Genomic DNA, 19,033 nt, shown 5'->3' on the forward strand with positions numbered 1-19,033 from the left:
TCATTCACCGCGCCGGAGCGCGACAAGGGGGATCGTCATGAAACTTACCGTCGGTGCGAAGATCTGGGCCTGTCTCGGCGGGGTTCTGCTGATCCTGCTGATCGTTGCGGCGGTCTCGTACGGCAACACCCGTAAACTCACGGAAACCGCGACCTGGCGCGCCCATAGCTTCGAGGTTCAGGGCGGGCTCCTGGCCCTGCTGTCGGTGATGCAGGACGCCGAAACCGGTCAGCGGGGTTATCTGGTCACTGGCGAGGACCGGTATCTGGAGCCCTATCAGGCCGCCGTGCGCAGCATCGACCGCACGCTCCAGACCCTGAAGGATCTGACTGCCGACAACGCGACCCAGCAGCGCAACCTCGAAACCCTGCGCGAGCCCGTCAAGGCAAAGCTCGACGAACTCAAGGAGACCGTCGATCTGCGGCGGGGCCAGGGGTTCGAACCCGCCCGCCAGGTCGTGCTGACCGACCGGGGCAAGCAGGCGATGGACGAGGTCCGCCGGCAGATCGCCGGGATGCAGGGCGTCGAGAGCGAGCTGCTGCGGCAACGCGAGGCGGCCATGGCCACCAGCTCCGAGAATACGCTCTGGGTGATCCTGGGCGGCGCCGGGATCGCGGCCCTCTTCGTGATCGCGGCCGGCTCGTTCCTCGGGCGCAACATTTCGGGTCCGCTGCGCGAGATCACCGTGATCGCCGAGCAGATCGGCGGCGGCGACCTGACAGTGAGCCCGACGACGGATGTTGTCAGGACGGACGAGATCGGCATCCTCGCCCGGACGTTCCGCACCATGACCGGCAAACTGCGGCAATTGATCCAGGAGATCCGTGAAGGCACCAACGTGCTCGGCACGGCGGCCAGCCAGATCGTGACGATCACCGCCCAGGTCGCCGCCGGCGCCGCCGAGACCGCGACGGCACTCGCCCAGACCAGCGCCACGATGGAGGAGGTCAAGAAGACCTCGCAAGTCTCGAGCGAGAAGGCGCTCTACGTCTCCGAGACGGCCCAGAATACCGCCCAGATCTCGCAGGGCGGCCGGCGTGCGGTCGAACAGTCGATCGAAGGCATCAGCAAGGTGCGCGAGCAGATCGGTGCCATCGCCGAGGCGGTCATGCAACTGAGCGAACAGAGCCAGGCGATCGGCGAAATCGTGGCCACGGTCAACGATCTGGCCGAACAGTCCAACCTCCTGGCGGTCAACGCCGCGATCGAAGCCGCGCGGGCCGGCGACCAGGGCAAGGGCTTCGTGGTCGTCGCCCAGGAAGTGAAAAGCCTGGCCGAACAATCGAAGCAGGCGACCGCCCAGGTGCGTTCCATCCTGGGGGATATCCAGAAGGCGACCGCGACGGCCGTGCTGGCGGCGGAACAAGGCAGCAAGGCGGTCGATGCCGGCGTGAAACAGTCGATCGAGGCCGGCGAGGCGATCGAGCGCCTGGCCCAGAGCATTTCGACGGCGACCCAGGCCGCGACCCAGATCGTCGCGTCGAACCAGCAACAGCAGATCGGCATCGATCAGGTGGCACTCGCCATGGAGAACATCCGGCAGGCGAGCGTGCAGAATCTGGGCGCCACGAAACAGGCCGAGACCGCTGCGCAGAACCTGAACGAGCTGGGTCACAAGCTGAAGGCGATGGCAGGGCAGTATCGGGCTTAGAGGCGGCCGATGACCAGGCAGGACGAAGAGCTGCTGAAGAAGCTGCTGGCCATGTTCGAGGTCGAGGCGGAGGAGCACCTGGGCGCCATCGCGACCGGGCTGTTGGCGCTCGAACAAGGACCGGCGCCCGAACGGCGGCAGGAACTCGTCGAAACGACGTTCCGCGAAGTCCACACCCTGAAGGGTGCCGCCCGGGCGGTGAATCTGGGCGCGGTCGTCGACCTGTGCCACGCGCTCGAAAACGTGTTCGCCATCCTGAAGCGCGGCCAGCTGGCACCTTCGGCAGCGCTTCTCGACCTGCTGCATCGGGGCTTCGCGCAGATCAAGGATCTGTTGCCCGGCGGCGCGCAGGAAGGCTCGCGCGAGGCCGCAGCGGCGCTGATCGGAAGCCTCGGGACAGCGGCGAGCGGCATCGAATTTGCGGCGACCGAGATTCCCTCCGCCCTGCCGCCGGCCAAAGCGGCGCCCTTTCAGGAACCGGCGCCGACGCCCGGCCCCACCCGGAGCGGCGCGCCCAGACAGACGGTCCGGATCTCCACCGCCAAGCTGGATGTGCTGCTGCATCAGGCGGAAGAGCTGGTTGCGGCGAAGCTCGCGGCGGCCCGCCAGGCCGCGGACCTGGGGGCGCTGACGGTCGAGTTCACCCATCGGGATCGGATCCGCGATCGGGCGCGCCGTCTGGCCGATCCCGCGGAACTGGCAGAACTGGTCGCCACCGATAGTGAAACGCACCGGTGGCTGAATGACCGCCTGGCTCAGCTTGCCGGCGCGGCGCGCGACGATCTGCGCTCGTTGGGCAAGATGATCGACAATCTGCTCGAAGGCACCAAACAGGTTCTGATGGTGCCGTTCTCGACCGTCCTCGAACCGCTGCCCTCGCTCGTGCGGGACCTGTCGCGCGATCAGGGCAAGGAGGCGGAACTCGTCGTTCAAGGCGCGGAATTGGAGATCGACCGACGCATCCAGGAGGAGCTGAAGGACGCCCTGCTGCATCTCATCCGCAATGCGATCGACCACGGCATCGAACCACCGGCCGAGCGCGCGCGTCGGGGAAAATCGGGGCGCGGCACTATTGCCATCGCCATTTCCCAGCACGGATCCGGCAAGGCGGAGATCGCGATCGGCGATGACGGGGCGGGGATCGACCCAGCAAGCCTGCGCCGCACGGCGCAACAGCTGGGCCTCGTCTCGGCCGAACAGAATGCGGCGATGAGCGATGCCGATGCACTGTCGCTGGTGTTCCGATCAGGCCTTTCGACCAGCCCGCTGCCGACCGACCTGTCGGGCCGGGGCCTCGGGCTTGCCATCGTTCAGGAGAAGGTCGAGCGGCTCGGCGGCACGGTGGCGGTCGAATGCCGCCCGGGTGCCGGGACGATTTTCCGTCTCGTCCTGCCGGTGACGCTCGCGTCGTTCCGCGGCGTTCTGGTCGAGGTCGCCGGCGCTGCCTTCGTCCTGCCGACCACCCATGTCGAGCGGGTGGCGCGGATATCGGTTGAAGAGATCGGCACGGTCGAGAATCGCGAAACCGTCCGTTTCGGCGGGCGCACGCTGGGCCTGGTCTGGCTGCAGGATATCCTGGGCCTGTCCGGTCCGCCGAACGGTGCCGCGGACCACCGGAATATCGTGGTGCTGAACTCGGCCGGTCACTCCATCGCCTTTGTCGTCGACCGGGTCCGCGACGAACGCGAAGTGTTGATGAAGGGGTTGGGGCGTCAGCTGCGGAGCGTGCGCCATATCGCAGGCGCCACCGTCCTGGCGACGGGTTCCATGGCACTGATCCTGAACGTACGCGACCTCATGGAGGGAGCCGCCAGGGCGCCGGCCCAGGCTCGCGCCGTCGTGGCCCCACCCCGTCGCAAGTCGATCCTGATCGCAGAGGATTCGATCACGGCGCGGACCCTGTTCAAACATGTGCTCGAGGCTGCCGGCTACCGGGTCAAGACCTCGGTCGATGGTCTCGACGCCTGGAGCAACCTTACGGCCGAGCCGTTCGATCTCGTGGTTTCGGATATCGAGATGCCGGGCATGGGCGGCTTCGACCTGACCGCCAAGATCCGCGGGGATCGGGCGCTTTCGGGCCTGCCGGTGATCCTCATCACCTCGCTCGGCTCGCCCGCGGATCGCGAGCGCGGGGTCGACGTCGGGGCGAATGCCTATATCGTCAAGGATAGTTTCGACCAGAGCAATCTGCTGCGGATCGTCGGTCATCTCATTTGAGGATGGGCAAATTGATCAGAGTGCTGGTCGCCGAGGATTCGCCGACGTTACGCGATTTCCTGGTGAATATCCTGAGCGCCGAGGCGGATATCCAGGTGGTCGCGACCGCGGTCGACGGGGTGCAGGCGGTCGAGGCGGTCGGGCGGCTGAAGCCGGACGTCGTCACCATGGACATCCACATGCCGCGCCTGAACGGGTTCGAAGCGACCCGCAGGATCATGGAAACCCATCCGGTGCCGATCGTCATCGTCAGCAGCACGATGAGCGACCAGGTCGCCGCCACCTTTCGCGCGATCGAGGCGGGGGCCCTCGCTTTCGTGTCGCGACCACACGGTATCGGCCATCCGGACCGTGCGTCGAGCGCCGCCGAACTCGTGCAGACGGTCCGGCTGATGGCCGAGGTCAAGGTCGTCCGGCGCTGGCCCAAACCCGAAGCGATCAAGCCGCGGACGGGGCCGCTCGCCGCGCCGAACATCTCGCACCGCCCGGGCGCGAAGATCGTCGCGATCGGCGCCTCGACCGGCGGCCCGATCGCATTCCAGACCATCCTCGCCGGTCTGCCGCCGGATTTTTCGGCCCCGCTGCTCGTCGTCCAGCATATATCGCCGGGCTTCGTGCATGGCTTCGTCGAATGGCTCGGCGCCTCCTCGCCCCTGCCGGTCCACCTGGCACAGCCCGGCGACCGTCCGCTGGCCGGGCATGTCTATCTGGCGCCGGACGGCGCCCATATGGGCATCGGCGCCGACCGGATACAGCTCACGGCCGGCGCGCCTGAAAACGGGATCCGGCCTGCGATTTCGTATCTGTTCCGCTCGGTCGCTCGGGCATTCGGTGCCAACACGGCCGGCGTGCTGCTGTCCGGCATGGGGGCGGATGGAGCGGTGGAGCTGAAGCAGCTGAAGGATATCGGTGCCGTGACCATCGCCCAGAGCAAGGAGAGCTCGGTCGTTCACGGCATGCCTGGTGTGGCCATCGGCTTGGGCGGCGCCACGCACGTGCTGGGTCCCGAGGAGATTGCGGCCTTGTTGACCCAGTGGGTGCGGTGACGCTCGGGGACGTCATCGCCGGCAGGAGACCGGGAAGCTCACGGCCTTCGCTCCTCTACGCATCGGCCTCCAGCCGGTCGTACCCGCGCAGCCGGTAGATCGCAGCCGAGACGATCCAGCTGAGCGCGAACAGGGCGATGATCACGTAGCCGATCGTGCCGAAATTATCGTTGAGCGCACCGATGCCGGCCCAGAATCCGCCTTCGAGACCGAACCGGTCGGCGGCGAGACCGAGCGCCTCGATGCTGCCGACCAGCAAGGCCGTCACGACCGACACGAACGTGAGCGTCATGTTGTAATAGAGCTTGCGGATCGGTTTCACGAACGCCCAGCCATAGGCGCCCAGCATCAGGATGCTGTCGGCCGTGTCGACGAGCGACATGCCCGCCGTGAACAGGGCCGGAAACACCAGGATGGACCAGATCGACAGCCCCTGGGACGCCTGCGTCGCCGAGATGCCCAGCAGCCCGACCTCGGTCGCGGTGTCGAAGCCGAGGCCGAACAGGAAGCCCAGCGGATACATGTGCCAGCTGGATCGGATCAACCGGAACAGAGGCCGGAACAGGCGCGCCAGCAGGCCGCGGCCGGCCAGCAGCAGGTCCAGATCCGCCTCGACATAGGGCGCACCGGCCTTCACCCGTCGGAAGGTCCGATAGGCGGTCGCCAGGATCACGAGGTTCATGGCCGCGATGGCCAGCAGGAAAAGGGCGGACACCAGGGTACCGATCACGCCGCCGATGCTTTTGAAATCCTCGAACTGATCCTTGAACGCCGTCGCCGTCACGGCGAGCGCGACCGAGGCGAGCACGACGACGGTCGAATGGCCGAGCGAAAAGAAGAACCCGACCGCCGCCGGCCGCTTGCCGTCCTGCATCAGCTTGCGGGTGACGTTGTCGATCGCGGCGATATGATCGGCGTCGACCGCATGCCGTAGGCCGAAACCATAAGCGAGCAATGCCGTGCCAAGCTGGATCGGATGATCGTGGAACGCCGCCAGGGCCCAACCCCAGGCGGCCAGGTTGGCAGCGATCAGAACAGCCGACAGTCCGGCGATCCTGGCGCGCAGCCCGCCGGTGCGACTGCCGGAACCTGCCGTCTGTTCCCGTCCCATCGCCCCTCCCCCGACCGCTCGTCCCCATCCTAAATTCCGGAAAACCATTCCGTCCAGCGCCAGACCGCCGCTGGACCATAAAAACTCCGATGGATCGAAACGCGGTCCCGAGGAGTTTTCTCACCGAGCGTTCGGATTGGCCCGAGGATGGAACCGTGAAGCTGTGCGACGTCAAACCCGGCGACAAGCTCGTTGCAGATCACGGCTTCATGTGTCTGAGGGCCGGTGCCACGGTCGAAGTGGCCGCGGACGACAAGGGCACCTTGTACGTGCCTTGCAAACGGGGCCGGCATTATCTGGACGGCCAGCTCGACGGACCTGCCGCCAATCTGATGGGCCTGTCCAGGCCGGCTCCCCGCCGGATTCTTCCCGACCTGCTGGAGCGGTCCGGCAGCCTGCCGATCCTTCTGACACTGTGGATGCGCGTCACCGGCCTGACGGCGATGCGGCGCCCGATCCTGGCGCAACAGCCGGATGATCGGCCGGGTCCGTTCGAGCTGATCTAGAATGCCGCATCGGGCATCGCGGCGGCGATGTCGGTCCGCGATTTGACGATGCCGAGCCAGGCGTCGATCTTGGGCAGTTCGAACGCGAAGAAATAACGGCATGCGCCAAGCTTGCCGCGGTAGAAGGCCGTGTCGTCGGCATCGATCGGCACCGCCCGGATCGCCACCAGCGCCTGGTCGAGCCAGAGCCAGGCCAGCACGCCATGTCCGAAGGCCGAGAGGAAGGGTGTCGCATTGTCGAGCAAACCCGGCTCCTCGCCAGCCTCGCCCAGCTGGCGAACCGTGGCGCCGATCCCGGCCCAGGCGGCCGCGAGCGCCTGGGCCTCTGCCGCGAGCACCGGCGCCGCCAGCGCACGACCGACGGTCGCGGCGATCCGTTCGCCGAGCAGCGCCAGGGCGGCACCGCGATCCTTCAGGATCTTGCGCCCGAGAAGATCCATCGCCTGCACCCCGGTCGTGCCTTCATGGATCGGGTTCAGGCGATTGTCGCGATAGAGCTGCTCCACGTCGAAATCGCGGGTATAGCCGTAGCCGCCATGGATCTGGATCGCGATGTCGTTTGCCGCCAGGCCCCATTCCGACGGCCAGGACTTGGCGATCGGCGTGAGGAGACCGAGCAGGTCGCCGGCGCGACGCCGCGCCGCCTCGGTCTCGCCGGTCTTTTCCTCGTCGATCAGGCGGGCGGCATAGAGGATGAGCGCCAGCGCGCCTTCGACATAGGCTTTCTGGGCCAGCAGCATGCGCTTTACGTCGGCATGGTCGATGATCGGCACCATCGGGCCGGCACCCCGCGCGGCGGCCGGACGGCCCTGCAACCGTTCCCGGGCATAGGCGAGCGCCAGCAGATAGCCGCGATAGCCCAGCATGGCGGCGCCGAGACCGACCGAGATGCGCGCCTCGTTCATCATATGGAACATGATGGGCAGGCCTTGGCCGACCGAGCCCACCCGGTAGCCGACGGCGCCGGGAGCGCCGAACGGCCGGCGGTGCGTTCCCTCGCCGAAATTCAGCAGGCAGTTCGTCGTGCCGCGGTAGCCCATCTTGTGATTGAGGCCGGCGACGGTGACGTCGTTGCGCTCGCCCGGTCGGCCGGTCGCATCGAGGAGGAATTTCGGCACGACGAACAGCGAGACGCCCTTGGTGCCGGGCACCAGCTTGCCGTCGGCGCCCTCGACCTTGGCCAGCACCAGATGGATGATGTTCTCGGAGATGTCCTGGTCGCCGCCGGAGATCCACATCTTGTTGCCGGTCAGCCGATACCGGTCGCCGAGCGCATCCTCGCCGTCGGGCACGGCGCGGGTCGTGATATCGGACAGCGACGAACCGGCCTGGGGCTCCGACAGGCACATGGTGCCGAAGAATCGGCCGGCGATCTGTGGCCGGGCGAAGGCGTCGATCTGCGCGGCACTGCCGAAGGTCGCCAGCAGCCGCGCACTGCCGGCTGTCAGCATCGGATAGGCCGCCGTGGCGACGTTCGCCGCCATGAAATGCGCCATGGCGGCGGTATGGACGACATGAGGCAGTTGCAGGCCGTCGAGTTCGGCCGGAAACGAGGCGGCGAAGAAACCGGCCTCGGCAAAGGCACGCAGCGCCCGACCGATCTCCGGCACGACATGCACCCCGGTCTCGTCGAGCGTCGGCTCGATCCGGTCGGCGGTCTTGTAGTGCGGCAGGAACTCCGCCGCCGCCAAGCGCGCTGCCAGGTCGATGACCGCCTGAAACGTCTCGCGGCTATGGTCGGCGAAATGGTCACGGACGCAGAGGGTCTCGACCTCGAGCCATTCGTGGAGCAGGAAATCGAGGTCGCGTCCGTTGATGATCCCGCTGGTCATGATGGTTTGCCGGTCCGGTCCGATGTGTCGCCCGCTCGCAGGTTCTCGCGTATTCCGTCTCGTGCCAATAGCGTCGAGCCCGCGCCGCGCCCATGACACAGTCGGCCGGCAACATGATAAAATTGCGAATAGCGCGAATTTCTATAGGTCATTGCCAAGAAACTGCAGCATAGTTTTGGTCACAGTACTTTTCTCCTTGTGTGATTTGCCCCACAAGGAATGTCGTGATTTTCCGTCTATTGCAGGTTGATCGAAAACCATACCTCGGAAAACCGTCGATGGAACTCTATGCCCTGGACGACGAGGTCTCACGCCACGAGGCGGCACTGCCGGCGCTCGCAGGAGCCGATCGCCTGCCGACCTTGGAAATACTGGCGTGGTACCTGCGGCAACGGGACTCCGCCCGCGCCATCGCGCTCGCCGATGAGGCGTCGGCCCTTCTGCACAATACGCCTGCCGATACCCGGAACCTGCGCGTCACGGCGCGCCTCGAACTCGTGCGCGCCGAAATCGCGGTTCTGCAATGCCGCTTCGACGAGGCCCGTGCCCGGCTCGCCCGCGCGGACGCGGCGTTCACCGCGATCGACGATCCGATCGGCCTCGGCGATTCGGCGCTTGTCGTCCATCTGCTCCACCTCAGCTGCGGCATCGCGGTCGGCGCCCACCAGAACGCCGAGCAGGCACGCGATCACTATAGCCGTGGCCATGACGCGCTGCGCCGACGGATCGCCGAAACCTGGATCCTGCTGATGCTGGCTTACCGCGACGTCCGCGCCGCCGAACGGGCCCTGGACACGTGGGATGGCGAGGCTTCGCCCGGGCCGGACGACGGCACCGGATCCGGCAGCTATGCGCAGGAGCATCCGGCGGTCGCCGCCGTGCTGCTGTCCGCCCGCGCCGTCGTCCATCGGGCCCGCAACCAGTGGGCGCAGGCCTTGCTGTGCGCCGCGCGGGCACGGCAGCGGGCGGAGGCGGCCGGACTGGTCCGTCATGCGATCGCGATCGCGGACAATGCCAGCTGGTACCTGCAGGAGCTGGGCGATCTCGATGCCGCCGCCGAATGGATGGACCGCGAGTATGTCGCGGCCCGTGCCACGGGTTGGCCGTCGGTCCTGGCGTTTTCGATCACCCGGCTGGGCGACCTGCTTCGCCAACTGGGCCAGCTCGAACGCAGCCGCGAGGTGCTGCAGGAAGCGATTGCGCTCTATGATCTGTTCCCGGCCGGTACCAACAAGGGTGTCACGCACCGGGTACTCGGCAAGACGTTGCTGGCACTCGGCCTTCCGGACGAGGCGCTCGCCGCCTTCGAGATCGCCATCGGGATCTTCCGCACGGAGCAGTATCACGAACGGCTTTCGACCGCGCTGATCGGTGCCGCCCAGACCTTGTCGCTCGCGGGTCGGGCGGAAGAAGCGCTGGAACGGATCGAGGACGCCCGGGTCGCCGCGACGGCACACGGGGTCGAGGCGGCCGAGATCGACCTCTGTCGCGCGCTGGCGGAGATCCATCGGCGGCACGCGCTTGCGCCGCCGGCCGGAATGCGCGAGCCGACGGCGACGGTGCACTACCTGGAAAAGGCGCTCGCGATCGGCGCGACCGTCGACGACTGGCAGGCGCCCGTCGATCTGCTGATGGAGCTTTCCACCGCCTGGGAGGCGGCCGGATATACCGTTCGCGGCCTCAACTACCTGAAACAGGCCGTGGCGGCGGAGCGGCGCGAGGGGCACCGCAAGGCGGCCAACCGGACGCTCGTCCTGCAGATCCGCCACGAGACCGAAACGGCCCGCGTCGAGGCCCTGCATTCGGAGAAGCTGGTGCGCGCGGAAACCGAGCGGGCCGACGCCCTGGAAACCGCGCTCATGAAATTGAGCGACGCCCAGGCGGAGCTGGAACGGCGGCGCGCCGAATTCGAGCGCCTGTCCCTGCTCGATCCGCTGACCGGGGTCGGCAACCGGCGGCACTTCGCCGAGCGCGCTGCGGCCGAGATCGCCCGTGCACGTCGCGACGGGACGCGGCTCGGCGTCGTCATGATCGACATCGATCATTTCAAACAGACCAACGATCGATTCGGCCACGGCGCCGGCGACCGCGTGCTGCAACGGGTCGTCGAAATCGCGCACGCCATCTTGCGGCCCAGCGATTTCATCGCGCGCCTCGGCGGCGACGAATTCGTGCTGCTGATCCCCGGCGCCCCGCTCGAAGACCTGCATCATCTGGCCGAACGGGTCCGCGAAGCAATCGCCGATGCGTCGATCGAGATCAACGCCCCGGGCGGGATGGAAGGGCTCGACGTCACTGCCAGCTTCGGCGTCGCCTCGCTTCGGCCGGGTGACGACGCGATCGAACCAATCGTGGTCCGGGCCGATGCCGCGCTCTATGGGGCCAAGCGCGAAGGACGCAACCGGGTGGTCGGCGAACGGAGCCGGGTCGAGCCGGCCGCATGTCCGAACGGGACGCCGGCTTCGGCGCGATGATCGGGGCTCAAAGGGCGCCGGTGACCCCGGCGTTTCGTGCCGCCGCGATCAGTCGCTCGCACCACGCGCGCGCCGGCGGCAGGGAGTCGAAGATCTCGAAAGGGCTCGTCGGCTCGTAGACATTCCGCAGGATCCCATCGCACAGGCGATAGCCCTCGACCTCCGGTCCGATCACGTAGCAGGCGGCGACCCGGTTGAGCGTCCGGCCCGGATCGGTCAGCATCGCGCGCAGCTCGGCTTCCGCATCGTCGGTGAACATGGTGCTGCCCCGCGTCACGATGATCGCGGCCCACGGTCCGGCAGCGGCAAAATCATGGACCGTCGCCGTCGAGCTTCGACGGTAGGCGTCGATGAGTTCCGCGTTCCAGGGCCCGCGGACTTCGACGAGATGCAGCCGCCCGTCGGTCGAAAATCGGATGTCGCCGTGAGGCTCGAACAACATGGCCGTCGATGCCCGTAAGTTGTTCGCCAGCATACCGAGCTTTCGACAGGCGACTCAACCGGGATCGCCCGCTAGGAACGATCGGCCGCTCTGCGCAGCGCCAGCCTCCGGGCCGCGACAGCCGCCGCCAAGCGGGGCCGACGATTATCCGGCGCGGTGAGTTGCAGCGCACGATCCAGGCACTGCAACTGCGACCAGGCGGCCTGGCCCCCGGGCGCGAGCGGGCGATGGGAGAGCAGGCCGGCAGTGATCCGATCCCACAGCGCATCGCCCGTGTCGGGTAGCAGGCCGGCGGAAAGCGGCACGGCAAGCCTGCGAGCCCGATCGCCGCCATCGTCCGCGGGCACGCCGATGGCGAGGCGCGACAGCGCGAGCAGGGTATCGCCGAAATCGGCCTGGTCGCCGACCAGCGCCTCTGCCGTCGCCGATCCGTCGACCAGGCCGGCCAGATAGCGGTCGACCAGGGCCCTGCCCGCCAAGGACAGGGCGGGCACCATGAGGTCCAGCAGCATGTCGATCTTGGCCAAAGCCGTTTCGGCGCCCACAAGGTGCCGCGCCACGGCGCGTAGAGCCAGGAACGCGCCATCGGCACCGCCCAGCGCACGGACGCGCGCCAGCAGGACGTCGAGCCCGCCCGCATCCAGACCGGGCGGGCAAAGCATCCGGGTCGCCACCGCGCGGGCCCGGCGGCGCGTGTCGCCGACCAGGCGCTCGAGCATCGCCGCCCGTCCATCGGGCGCGCCACCACCTTGCATCGACGCCACCTTGCGGACGGCGGCGGCGATCAGGGCCTCGTGCGGCTGCAGCCGAGGCGACCAGGCGTCATCCGTCAGGAGTTCGAGCGGCGAGGCGCAGAGCTCATCGAGCAAGCTGCGCAGCAGCGTGCCGATCACCCGGCACGCCGGCCGTTGCAGCAGATCGCCCGCCGCCTCGCATCGGGGACCGATGTCGCGGATCGGCGACATATCGACGATGCCGACGCCAAGCCCCACGGCGCCGTGCGATCGTCCGGTGCGCAAAGCCCCGGTCTCGCCGCTGTCGCCGGTGCCGGGAAGATGTCTGGCCCACATGGGCTCGGTCCTCGAAGGTGCGTCGGGCGGTCGGCCCCGACCGACCAGTATGCGCCCGGACCGTTAATCCTCCCTTGCGTTTCGGCCGATCTCTGCGATGGTGTCGGCGCTCGTGCCAGGCTGCGTCCTCGGCGACCGATCGCGAAAAAACACGCTGAATCGCGTCAAAAAAACGAATCTTCTTGCCTATTTCCTCAGGCATCCCCATATGAGCAGCTTCGGTTCTTTTCTGCGTTAGCCCGATCCGACCGCTTCTACAGGGCGTAAGACTTGGTTCTCCATGAATGAACTCGAATCGGCCTGCATTTCCGTGGGCTGAACTTCTATCGATTTTACGTGGAGAGCAGCATGCCCAGTGGCACTGTGAAGTGGTTCAATTCGACCAAGGGTTATGGTTTCATCGAGCCGACGGGCGGCGGGCCGGATGTGTTCGTTCACATCTCGGCGGTCGAGCGCGCCGGTCTCGGTTCGCTCAACGAAGGTCAGAAGCTGACCTACGAGCTGGAGCGTGGCCAGCAGGGCAAGACGTCGGCGGTTAATCTCGTCGCCGAATAAGCCTAAAAGGATTCGCGGTGTCGCCGATTCGTCGGCGGCACCGCACCTGACGACCCCGTCTAGACCCTGCTCGCCGTCCCGAGAGCCGACGCCCCTGGCGCCAGCTTTTCTCCTATCAGCGAGTTTTCCATGCAGCAGTATCGCTTCAATGCGGGCGAGGCCGTGAACTACACGCCCAGCCTGTTCGACCGAGCTGCCAAGCGCGGCGCCTATCTGGTCGTGCGTAGTCTGCCGTCCGACGGCAAAGACAACCAGTATCGCATCAAATGCGTCCTCGACGGCCATGAGCGCGTCGTGCGCGAGAGCCAGCTCGCCTGACCCTTCGGGCTGCGGCAACCGACCCCGTCGACACCGCCCCCCAGTCTGGCCCAGGATGAAGTGCCCTGCACCCGTCCCGGAGCCCCCATGCACAAAGACCGGGCCGTCGCCCGAGGCACGATCCATCCGCTGACCGTCGCCAGCCAGGCGCTCGCCGGAAATCTTCTGGGCGACCCGACTGAGCGTGCCGTACCGGTCTACGTTCCCGCCGGCCATGATGGCAGCGGCCTGCCCTTGCTGGTCGACATCGTCGGCTTCACCGGCGGCGGCCCATCCCACGTCAATTGGAAGAATTTCGGCGAGAACGTGCCGGAGCGGCTCGACCGATTGATCGCGACGGGCGCCATGCCGCCGGTCGTCGTGGCCTTTCCGGACTGCTTCACCCGCCTGGGCGGCAACCAGTACGTCAACAGTGCTGCCATGGGTCGCTGGGAAGATTTCCTGATCGACGAGATGCTGCCGGCGGTCGAGGATCGGTTCCGCTGTGGGGGACCGGGCCGGCGCGGCCTGTTCGGCAAGAGCTCGGGCGGCTACGGTGCCATCGTGCATGCGCTGCGTCACGCCGATATCTGGGCCGCCGCCGCCTGCCATTCCGGCGACATGGGCTTCGACCTCTGTTATCTGGGCGATCTGTTCGAGTCGATCCGGCACCTGGGCAAGCACGACCGGTCGATCGAAAAATTCATCGCCCATTTCGAGGCGGCACCGAAGCCGGCCGATGCCGACGTCAAGGTGCTGATGATCCTGGCCATGGCCGCGACCTATGATCCAGATCCCAGCCAGTTCCTGGGCATCCGCCTGCCGGTGGATCTCGCGACCGGCGAGCGGATCGCCGAACGCTGGGCGAATTGGCTGGCCTGGGACCCGGTCAACCTGGCCGACGAATTTGGCGAGAACCTGCGCGGCCTGAAAGCGCTCTACATCGATTGCGGTACGGACGACCAGTATAATCTGGTGTTCGGCGCCCGCCAGTTGCACCGCAAGCTCGAGCGGCGGGGGATCCTGCACCGGTACGAGGAATTTCCGGACAATCATTCTTCGATCGACTACCGCATGGACGAGAGCCTGCCATTTCTGGCGCAGGCGCTGACTGCCTAAGGGAGACACCGGTCCGATGCGTATCGCCGACATGACCTGGCGCCAGGTCGAAAGCTATCTGCGCCGCGACGACCGCGCCGTCCTGCCGATCGGCAGCACCGAGCAGCATGCCGGCCTGAGCCTCGCCACCGACATCATCCTGGCGGCACGCGTAGCGCTCGAAGCGGCCGAGCCGTTGGGCGTGCCGGTCTTTCCAGGCCTGGTCTACGGCATCACGCCCACGTTCCGCGCCTATCCCGGCACGATCTCGCTCAAGGTCGAGACCATGCTCCGGCTGGTCGGCGACGTGCTCGACAGCCTGGCGGGGCAGGGTTTCAGGCGGGTCCTGATCGTCAATGGCCATGGCGGCAACGCGCCGGTCCTGGGCTTCCTGGCGGAATGGTTGGCGACGCACCCCAAGGTCCAGGTGCGCCTGCATAATTGGTGGAATGCGCCGCGAACCTGGGCCCAGGTCCAGGCGACCGATCCGATCGCCTCTCACGCGTCCTGGATGGAAAATTTCCCCTGGACGCGCGTGTTGGGCGAACCGGTGCCCAAGGGGGCGAAGCCGATGATCGATCCGGAGCGTTTGAGGCTGATGGCACCGGAGGCCGCGCGCGCCTATCTGGGCGATGGCAACTATGGCGGCCGCTATGGCCGCCCGGACCGGGAAATGCTGGCAATCTGGAAGGTGGCCGTCGAGGAGACCCAGGATCTCATCGAGAATGGCTGGCTTTGAAGAAAGATGCTGTGCGCGCCGTGCGAGAAAGTGCTGGCTGAAGGTGCTGCCGTTTCCGGGCACCGTTCGGTCCCGTGGGCGCAGATCTATCCGGACACCGTTGACGAACCGTAACCAGTCGCGCGATCGGGTGACTTATTCGGGCAGCGGCAGCGGGTCGCTTTCGCCCGGCACCGCGCCGAACCGGCCGCCGCGCCAGTCGGCCTTGGCCGTCTCGAGCCGGTCCTTCGAACTCGAGACGAAATTCCACCAGATGTAGCGCGGGCCTTCGAGCGGCTCTCCGCCCAGCAGCATCAGCCGGCTCGTTGCGATCGCCACGACCATGATCCGGGCATCGGGCTTCAGCACCATCATCTGGCCGGCTTCGAACGCCTGCCCCTCGATGGTGACGGCGCCCGAGACGAGATAGGCCGCCCGCTCGATCCAGTCCGCCGGGATGTCGAGCCGGGCACCTGGCTCCATCGCGACGTCGGCATGAAACAGGTCCGAGGCGGTGGCGACCGGCGACCGGGCGCCGTAGAGCGCGCCGGCGATCAGCCTGACGCGCAGCCCCTCGCCCTCGACGACCGGCAGGGCGGTCTTGCCGTGATGGGCGAAATGCGGCGTCCGTTCCTCGACGGCGGCCGGCAGGGCCACCCAGGACTGGATGCCGTAGAGCCGCGTTCCGCCGGGCCGCAGCGCCGCGGGCGTGCGTTCGGAATGGGCGATGCCGCTGCCGGCGGTCATCCAGTTGACGTCGCCCGGCCGGATGACCTGCTCGGTGCCCAGCGAGTCGCGGTGCGTCAGCTCGCCGTCGAACAGATAGGTCACCGTCGACAGCCCGATATGGGGATGGGCGCGCACGTCGAGGCCGGCCGATGCTGCGAAATCGACTGGCCCCATCTGGTCCAGAAAGATGAACGGTCCGACCATGCGGCGTTGGGCGAACGGCAGCACGCGCCTGACCTCGAACCCGCCCAGGTCTCGCGCGCGGCCCAGGATCACCATCTCGACCGGGCCGTCCGGCTCCAGCAATCCGCTCATCCCATCCGCTCCCCTGACCGTCGATTCCGCTCCGTTTTCGAACGACATGGTTGCACCAGCCGGCCCTCGCGGGCAATCTCGCGCGCTTTGTTGGACTTGGGGGAATGACCATGCGTGCCTTCGACAACCAGCTGACCGGCAATCGCCCGATCCGCCGCACGCCCGAGGAAAAGCAGAAGCAGCTGCGCCAATTGAAGCAGCAGCTCGAGATGCTGCCGCTGCGGGCCCAGGATGCCACGCGCGCCGCGATCAAGGCCAAGATCATCGAGCTCGAGGCCGAACTGGCCCCGCCCAAGGTGGCGGCGCCAGCTCCCTACACGACCGACCGGCCTCGCCGCTGACCGGGGGTAGCGCCGCCGACTAGAGTCCCAGCCGATCTGCCAGCTCGCCGAAATCCTCGACCACCAGGTCGAGGCCATGGTCGGCCGGCAGATCGTGCTTTTCGCCCGTACCCCATTCGTCGCGGCGCCAGACGTAGCAGGTTCGGAAGCCGAGACTCTGAGCCGCGGTCAGATCGTAATAATGGGCCGCGACCATCATGCATCGCGCCGGCGGCAGGTCGAGCATCCGTGCCGCGGTCAGGTAGGTTTCCGGCGACGGCTTGTAGGCGCGTGCGACCTCGGCGCCGAGCACGGCGTCCCAAGGAAGGCCGGCCCGCTTCGCCATGTTCACCATCAACCTGACATTGCCGTTCGACAGGGTGGCCAGGACATAGCGCCGCCGCAGCCGTTCGAGCCCGGCAACCGCATCGGGCCAGGGATCGAGCCGATGCCAGGCCCGCACGAAATCGACGAGTTCCGCCTCGCCGAGGCCGGCGATGCCGAATTGCGCGAGTACCTGCTCCAGCCCTTCGCGATGCAGCTGGTCGAGCGGCACCCAGGGTCGGCGGCCGTCCCGCACGTCGGACAGCAGCGGCTGATAGCGCCCACGCCAGGCATCGGCAAATTGCGCCCAGTCGACCGCGAAGCCATGGCGGGTGCCGACTGCCGCGCTCTCGCGCATGATGCCGCTGCGCCAGTCCACCACCGTGCCGAACACGTCGAAAGTCAGGGCTTCGATGTCGTCGGGCGTCATTCGCGCCTCCTGGATTCGGACCGCCGATCGCGGGCCTTCATGTCGGCGAGTGGCGCCGGTGACCTGAGCGACAGGCCGACCAGCCCATCTATCACGAACGGGGCCAGGGCAATCAAGGCCAGCAGGGGATTGGGCCGCGGGGCTGCGGTGTCTTTCCGACCGGCTTTTCGGCCGGGAGGGTAAGGGCGCCGAGGGGCCGGCGGAAAGATCCCCCGACGGCCCCTTGTCACCATGCCGAGAAGAATTCCGGCCGCTACGCGGGCTTGTTCTCTTTGTGCTCCGGCTGCCGCTGCGGCGCCGGTCGGGCCGCGGCACGGGCCGGCTGCGGCGCGACCGGATGGCCGGCCGGCTGATGGAACGACGCCGGATTCTCTTTCTTCTTTTCCTCAGGATGGGGCGCCGGGCGCTGCTGCTGCGGTGCTGCCTGGGGATGGGGCTGCGGAGCCGCCTGAGGGTGCTGCTGGGGAACGGGTTGGGGCGCAGCCTGAGGGTGAGGCTGTGCCGGCGGCTGCCCCTGCGGCCGCTGCTGTACCTGCGGATGCGGCACGGCAGCCGGTTGCGCCGGGGCACGGGGCGGGGCTACCGCATGAGGCTGAAGCGCGTTGGGCTGCGGGGCTGCATTCGGTACGGCGGTCGGATGCGGCACCCCCGGAACCGGCTGCGCCCCCGGATGCGGGACCGGGCCGGGCTGGACCCCCGGATGCGGGACCGCCGCATTGGGTTGCGCTATCGGATGGGGCGCGACCGGGCTGGGCTGGGCCCCCGGATGCGGCGCGACCGGACTGGGCTGCGCTATCGGATGGGGCGCGGCCGGGCTGGGCTGGACCCCCGGATGCGGGACCGCCGCATTGGGTTGTGGCACGGCGTTCGGCTGCAGGGCCGGCTGGTTCATCGGATGCGGCTGCGGCACGGCCGTCGGATGGGCGGCACCGGGCTGCGGCGCCGCCTGAGGCTGCGCATGGGGCTGCGGCGCCCCGTTGGGGGCTGCCGCCCCGGCGGGGCCCGGCCGACCGGCGGTCGCCGCGGGTGCGGGCACCGCGGTCGGCACGACATGCCCCTGCCCGTTCATATGGGTCGTCGGCATCTGCAGTTTGGCCTGCGGCGGAGCCTGGATCGGCCGCGCCGCAGCTTCGGCGCCAACCCGGCTGGCAGCCGTCGGCTGCGGCAGGGCGGCGGCGGGCGCCGCCGCACCCGGCCGGCCCGTGCCGGCGGACGCCACGATCGGATGGGTAAAGGTCGCGGCCTGCGCCGCCGGCAGGGCCGCTTGGCGCACCGGCCGGGCGTTGACGAAGGCGTCGTGATTGACGACCGTCACCGCCCGCTGGTTCGCATAGGTCACGTTGGTGACGTTGACCGTCTTGTTGACCGTGATGTTGTTGATCTCGGTCCGCGACACGTTGGTCACGTTGACGTTGCGGATGTAGTTCTCGCTGACGCGATAGGGCGGACGATAGACCTCGCCCGGGCCGAGCGGCACCCAGCCGATGGCGGCACCGATCCCCACGCCGATCCCGATGCCGACCGCAATGCCGACGCCAGGGCGCGGTCCCGGCTCGCCGCCGACGAACGCAACCATGGCCGGCGCATAGACCGGCCGTTCGACGACCGTGCCGGGGACCCAGCCCCAGCGCCCGTCGAACTGCGTCCAGCGGCCGTAATGGAACGGCGCGAAACCCCAGGGCTCGTCATCGACCCAGGTCCAGCCCCAGGGCGCCACCCAACGCCAATGCCCTTCGCGATAGGGCGCCCAATCAGCGGCCACCGAACTCGGCATCCAGACCGCGCCATATTGCGGCGTCGTCTGCCAGGTACCGTATTGCTCGAGATTCTCGGCGCCCACGACCTGCGGCGAGACGTATTGGCGTGCCGGCGGATGGTCGAACCGATGCATGCGATCG

At 67.7% G+C, this 19,033-nt stretch carries 17 protein-coding genes; 10 read left to right on the forward strand and 7 right to left on the reverse strand.

What is annotated here, in order from left to right; translation table 11 throughout:
- The first annotated feature begins 37 nt into the window (after positions 1-37).
- From VGV37_RS07805 to cheB, 3 genes are read left to right on the forward strand one after another with little or no spacing between them, the layout of a single operon-like run.
- The gene (locus tag VGV37_RS07805) at positions 38-1,651 is read left to right on the forward strand and encodes a methyl-accepting chemotaxis protein (RefSeq protein WP_326879084.1); all 1,614 of its coding nucleotides are present in this window, start codon (positions 38-40) and stop codon (positions 1,649-1,651) included.
- Between the two features lie 9 nt (positions 1,652-1,660).
- A complete protein-coding gene (locus VGV37_RS07810; RefSeq protein WP_326879085.1) occupies positions 1,661-3,868 on the forward strand; it encodes a hybrid sensor histidine kinase/response regulator in 2,208 nt (735 codons plus the stop codon).
- Positions 3,869-3,888: 20 nt separating this feature from the next.
- Positions 3,889-4,914 (forward strand): chemotaxis-specific protein-glutamate methyltransferase CheB, encoded by a 1,026-nt coding sequence (cheB, locus tag VGV37_RS07815; protein ID WP_326879101.1) that lies wholly within the window; start codon positions 3,889-3,891, stop codon positions 4,912-4,914.
- Between the two features lie 55 nt (positions 4,915-4,969).
- On the opposite strand, the gene VGV37_RS07820 is transcribed toward cheB, so the two are convergent.
- Positions 4,970-6,025, reverse strand: coding sequence for a HoxN/HupN/NixA family nickel/cobalt transporter (locus VGV37_RS07820; RefSeq protein WP_326879086.1), 1,056 nt, complete (start codon positions 6,023-6,025; stop codon positions 4,970-4,972).
- 155 nt (positions 6,026-6,180) lie between these two features.
- On the opposite strand from VGV37_RS07820, the gene VGV37_RS07825 reads away from it, so the two are divergent.
- On the forward strand, positions 6,181-6,531 hold the full coding sequence (locus VGV37_RS07825) for a hypothetical protein (RefSeq protein ID WP_326879087.1): 351 nt from the start codon (positions 6,181-6,183) through the stop codon (positions 6,529-6,531).
- Here VGV37_RS07825 and VGV37_RS07830 read toward each other — a convergent pair.
- Positions 6,528-8,363: an acyl-CoA dehydrogenase gene (locus VGV37_RS07830; RefSeq protein WP_326879088.1), complete on the reverse strand. Its 1,836-nt coding sequence runs from the start codon at positions 8,361-8,363 to the stop codon at positions 6,528-6,530. The genes VGV37_RS07825 and VGV37_RS07830 overlap by 4 nt on opposite strands.
- Positions 8,364-8,641: 278 nt before the next feature.
- On the opposite strand from VGV37_RS07830, the gene VGV37_RS07835 reads away from it, so the two are divergent.
- Positions 8,642-10,837: a tetratricopeptide repeat-containing diguanylate cyclase gene (locus VGV37_RS07835; RefSeq protein ID WP_326879089.1), complete on the forward strand. Its 2,196-nt coding sequence runs from the start codon at positions 8,642-8,644 to the stop codon at positions 10,835-10,837.
- A gap of 7 nt (positions 10,838-10,844) precedes the next feature.
- Here the strand turns inward: VGV37_RS07835 and VGV37_RS07840 are convergent, their stop codons facing one another.
- A complete protein-coding gene (locus VGV37_RS07840; protein WP_326879091.1) occupies positions 10,845-11,279 on the reverse strand; it encodes a hypothetical protein in 435 nt (144 codons plus the stop codon).
- A gap of 71 nt (positions 11,280-11,350) precedes the next feature.
- Positions 11,351-12,349: a hypothetical protein gene (locus VGV37_RS07845; RefSeq protein ID WP_326879092.1), complete on the reverse strand. Its 999-nt coding sequence runs from the start codon at positions 12,347-12,349 to the stop codon at positions 11,351-11,353.
- Between the two features lie 348 nt (positions 12,350-12,697).
- Here VGV37_RS07845 and VGV37_RS07850 point away from each other — a divergent pair, with 348 nt between their 5' ends.
- The 4 genes from VGV37_RS07850 to VGV37_RS07865 all read left to right on the forward strand — a co-directional run bounded on the left by VGV37_RS07850 (position 12,698) and on the right by VGV37_RS07865 (position 15,038).
- Positions 12,698-12,904, forward strand: coding sequence for a cold-shock protein (locus tag VGV37_RS07850; protein WP_326879093.1), 207 nt, complete (start codon positions 12,698-12,700; stop codon positions 12,902-12,904).
- Between the two features lie 129 nt (positions 12,905-13,033).
- Positions 13,034-13,222 (forward strand): hypothetical protein, encoded by a 189-nt coding sequence (locus VGV37_RS07855; RefSeq protein ID WP_326879094.1) that lies wholly within the window; start codon positions 13,034-13,036, stop codon positions 13,220-13,222.
- A gap of 87 nt (positions 13,223-13,309) precedes the next feature.
- Complete coding sequence (locus tag VGV37_RS07860; protein WP_326879095.1) at positions 13,310-14,320, forward strand: alpha/beta hydrolase; 1,011 nt, start codon at positions 13,310-13,312, stop codon at positions 14,318-14,320.
- Between the two features lie 16 nt (positions 14,321-14,336).
- A complete protein-coding gene (locus VGV37_RS07865; RefSeq protein ID WP_326879096.1) occupies positions 14,337-15,038 on the forward strand; it encodes a creatininase family protein in 702 nt (233 codons plus the stop codon).
- Positions 15,039-15,173: 135 nt separating this feature from the next.
- On the opposite strand, the gene VGV37_RS07870 is transcribed toward VGV37_RS07865, so the two are convergent.
- The gene (locus tag VGV37_RS07870) at positions 15,174-16,061 is read right to left on the reverse strand and encodes a pirin family protein (RefSeq protein ID WP_326879097.1); all 888 of its coding nucleotides are present in this window, start codon (positions 16,059-16,061) and stop codon (positions 15,174-15,176) included.
- Positions 16,062-16,171: 110 nt separating this feature from the next.
- Between VGV37_RS07870 and VGV37_RS07875 the strand changes: the two genes are divergently transcribed.
- Entirely contained in the window at positions 16,172-16,402 is a 231-nt protein-coding gene (locus VGV37_RS07875; protein WP_326879098.1) for a hypothetical protein, read from the forward strand.
- A 19-nt stretch (positions 16,403-16,421) separates the two neighbouring features.
- Here VGV37_RS07875 and VGV37_RS07880 read toward each other — a convergent pair whose 3' ends face one another.
- Both VGV37_RS07880 and VGV37_RS07885 read right to left on the reverse strand, forming a co-directional pair.
- Entirely contained in the window at positions 16,422-17,135 is a 714-nt protein-coding gene (locus tag VGV37_RS07880; RefSeq protein ID WP_326879099.1) for a haloacid dehalogenase type II, read from the reverse strand.
- Between the two features lie 253 nt (positions 17,136-17,388).
- Positions 17,389-19,033 (reverse strand): DUF6600 domain-containing protein (locus VGV37_RS07885; protein ID WP_326879100.1); only part of this gene is annotated, 1,645 nt, incomplete at its 5' end.

Origin of the sequence: Aliidongia sp., from assembly GCF_035943795.1 — a bacterium.
GTDB lineage: Bacteria > Pseudomonadota > Alphaproteobacteria > ATCC43930 > CGMCC-115725 > Aliidongia.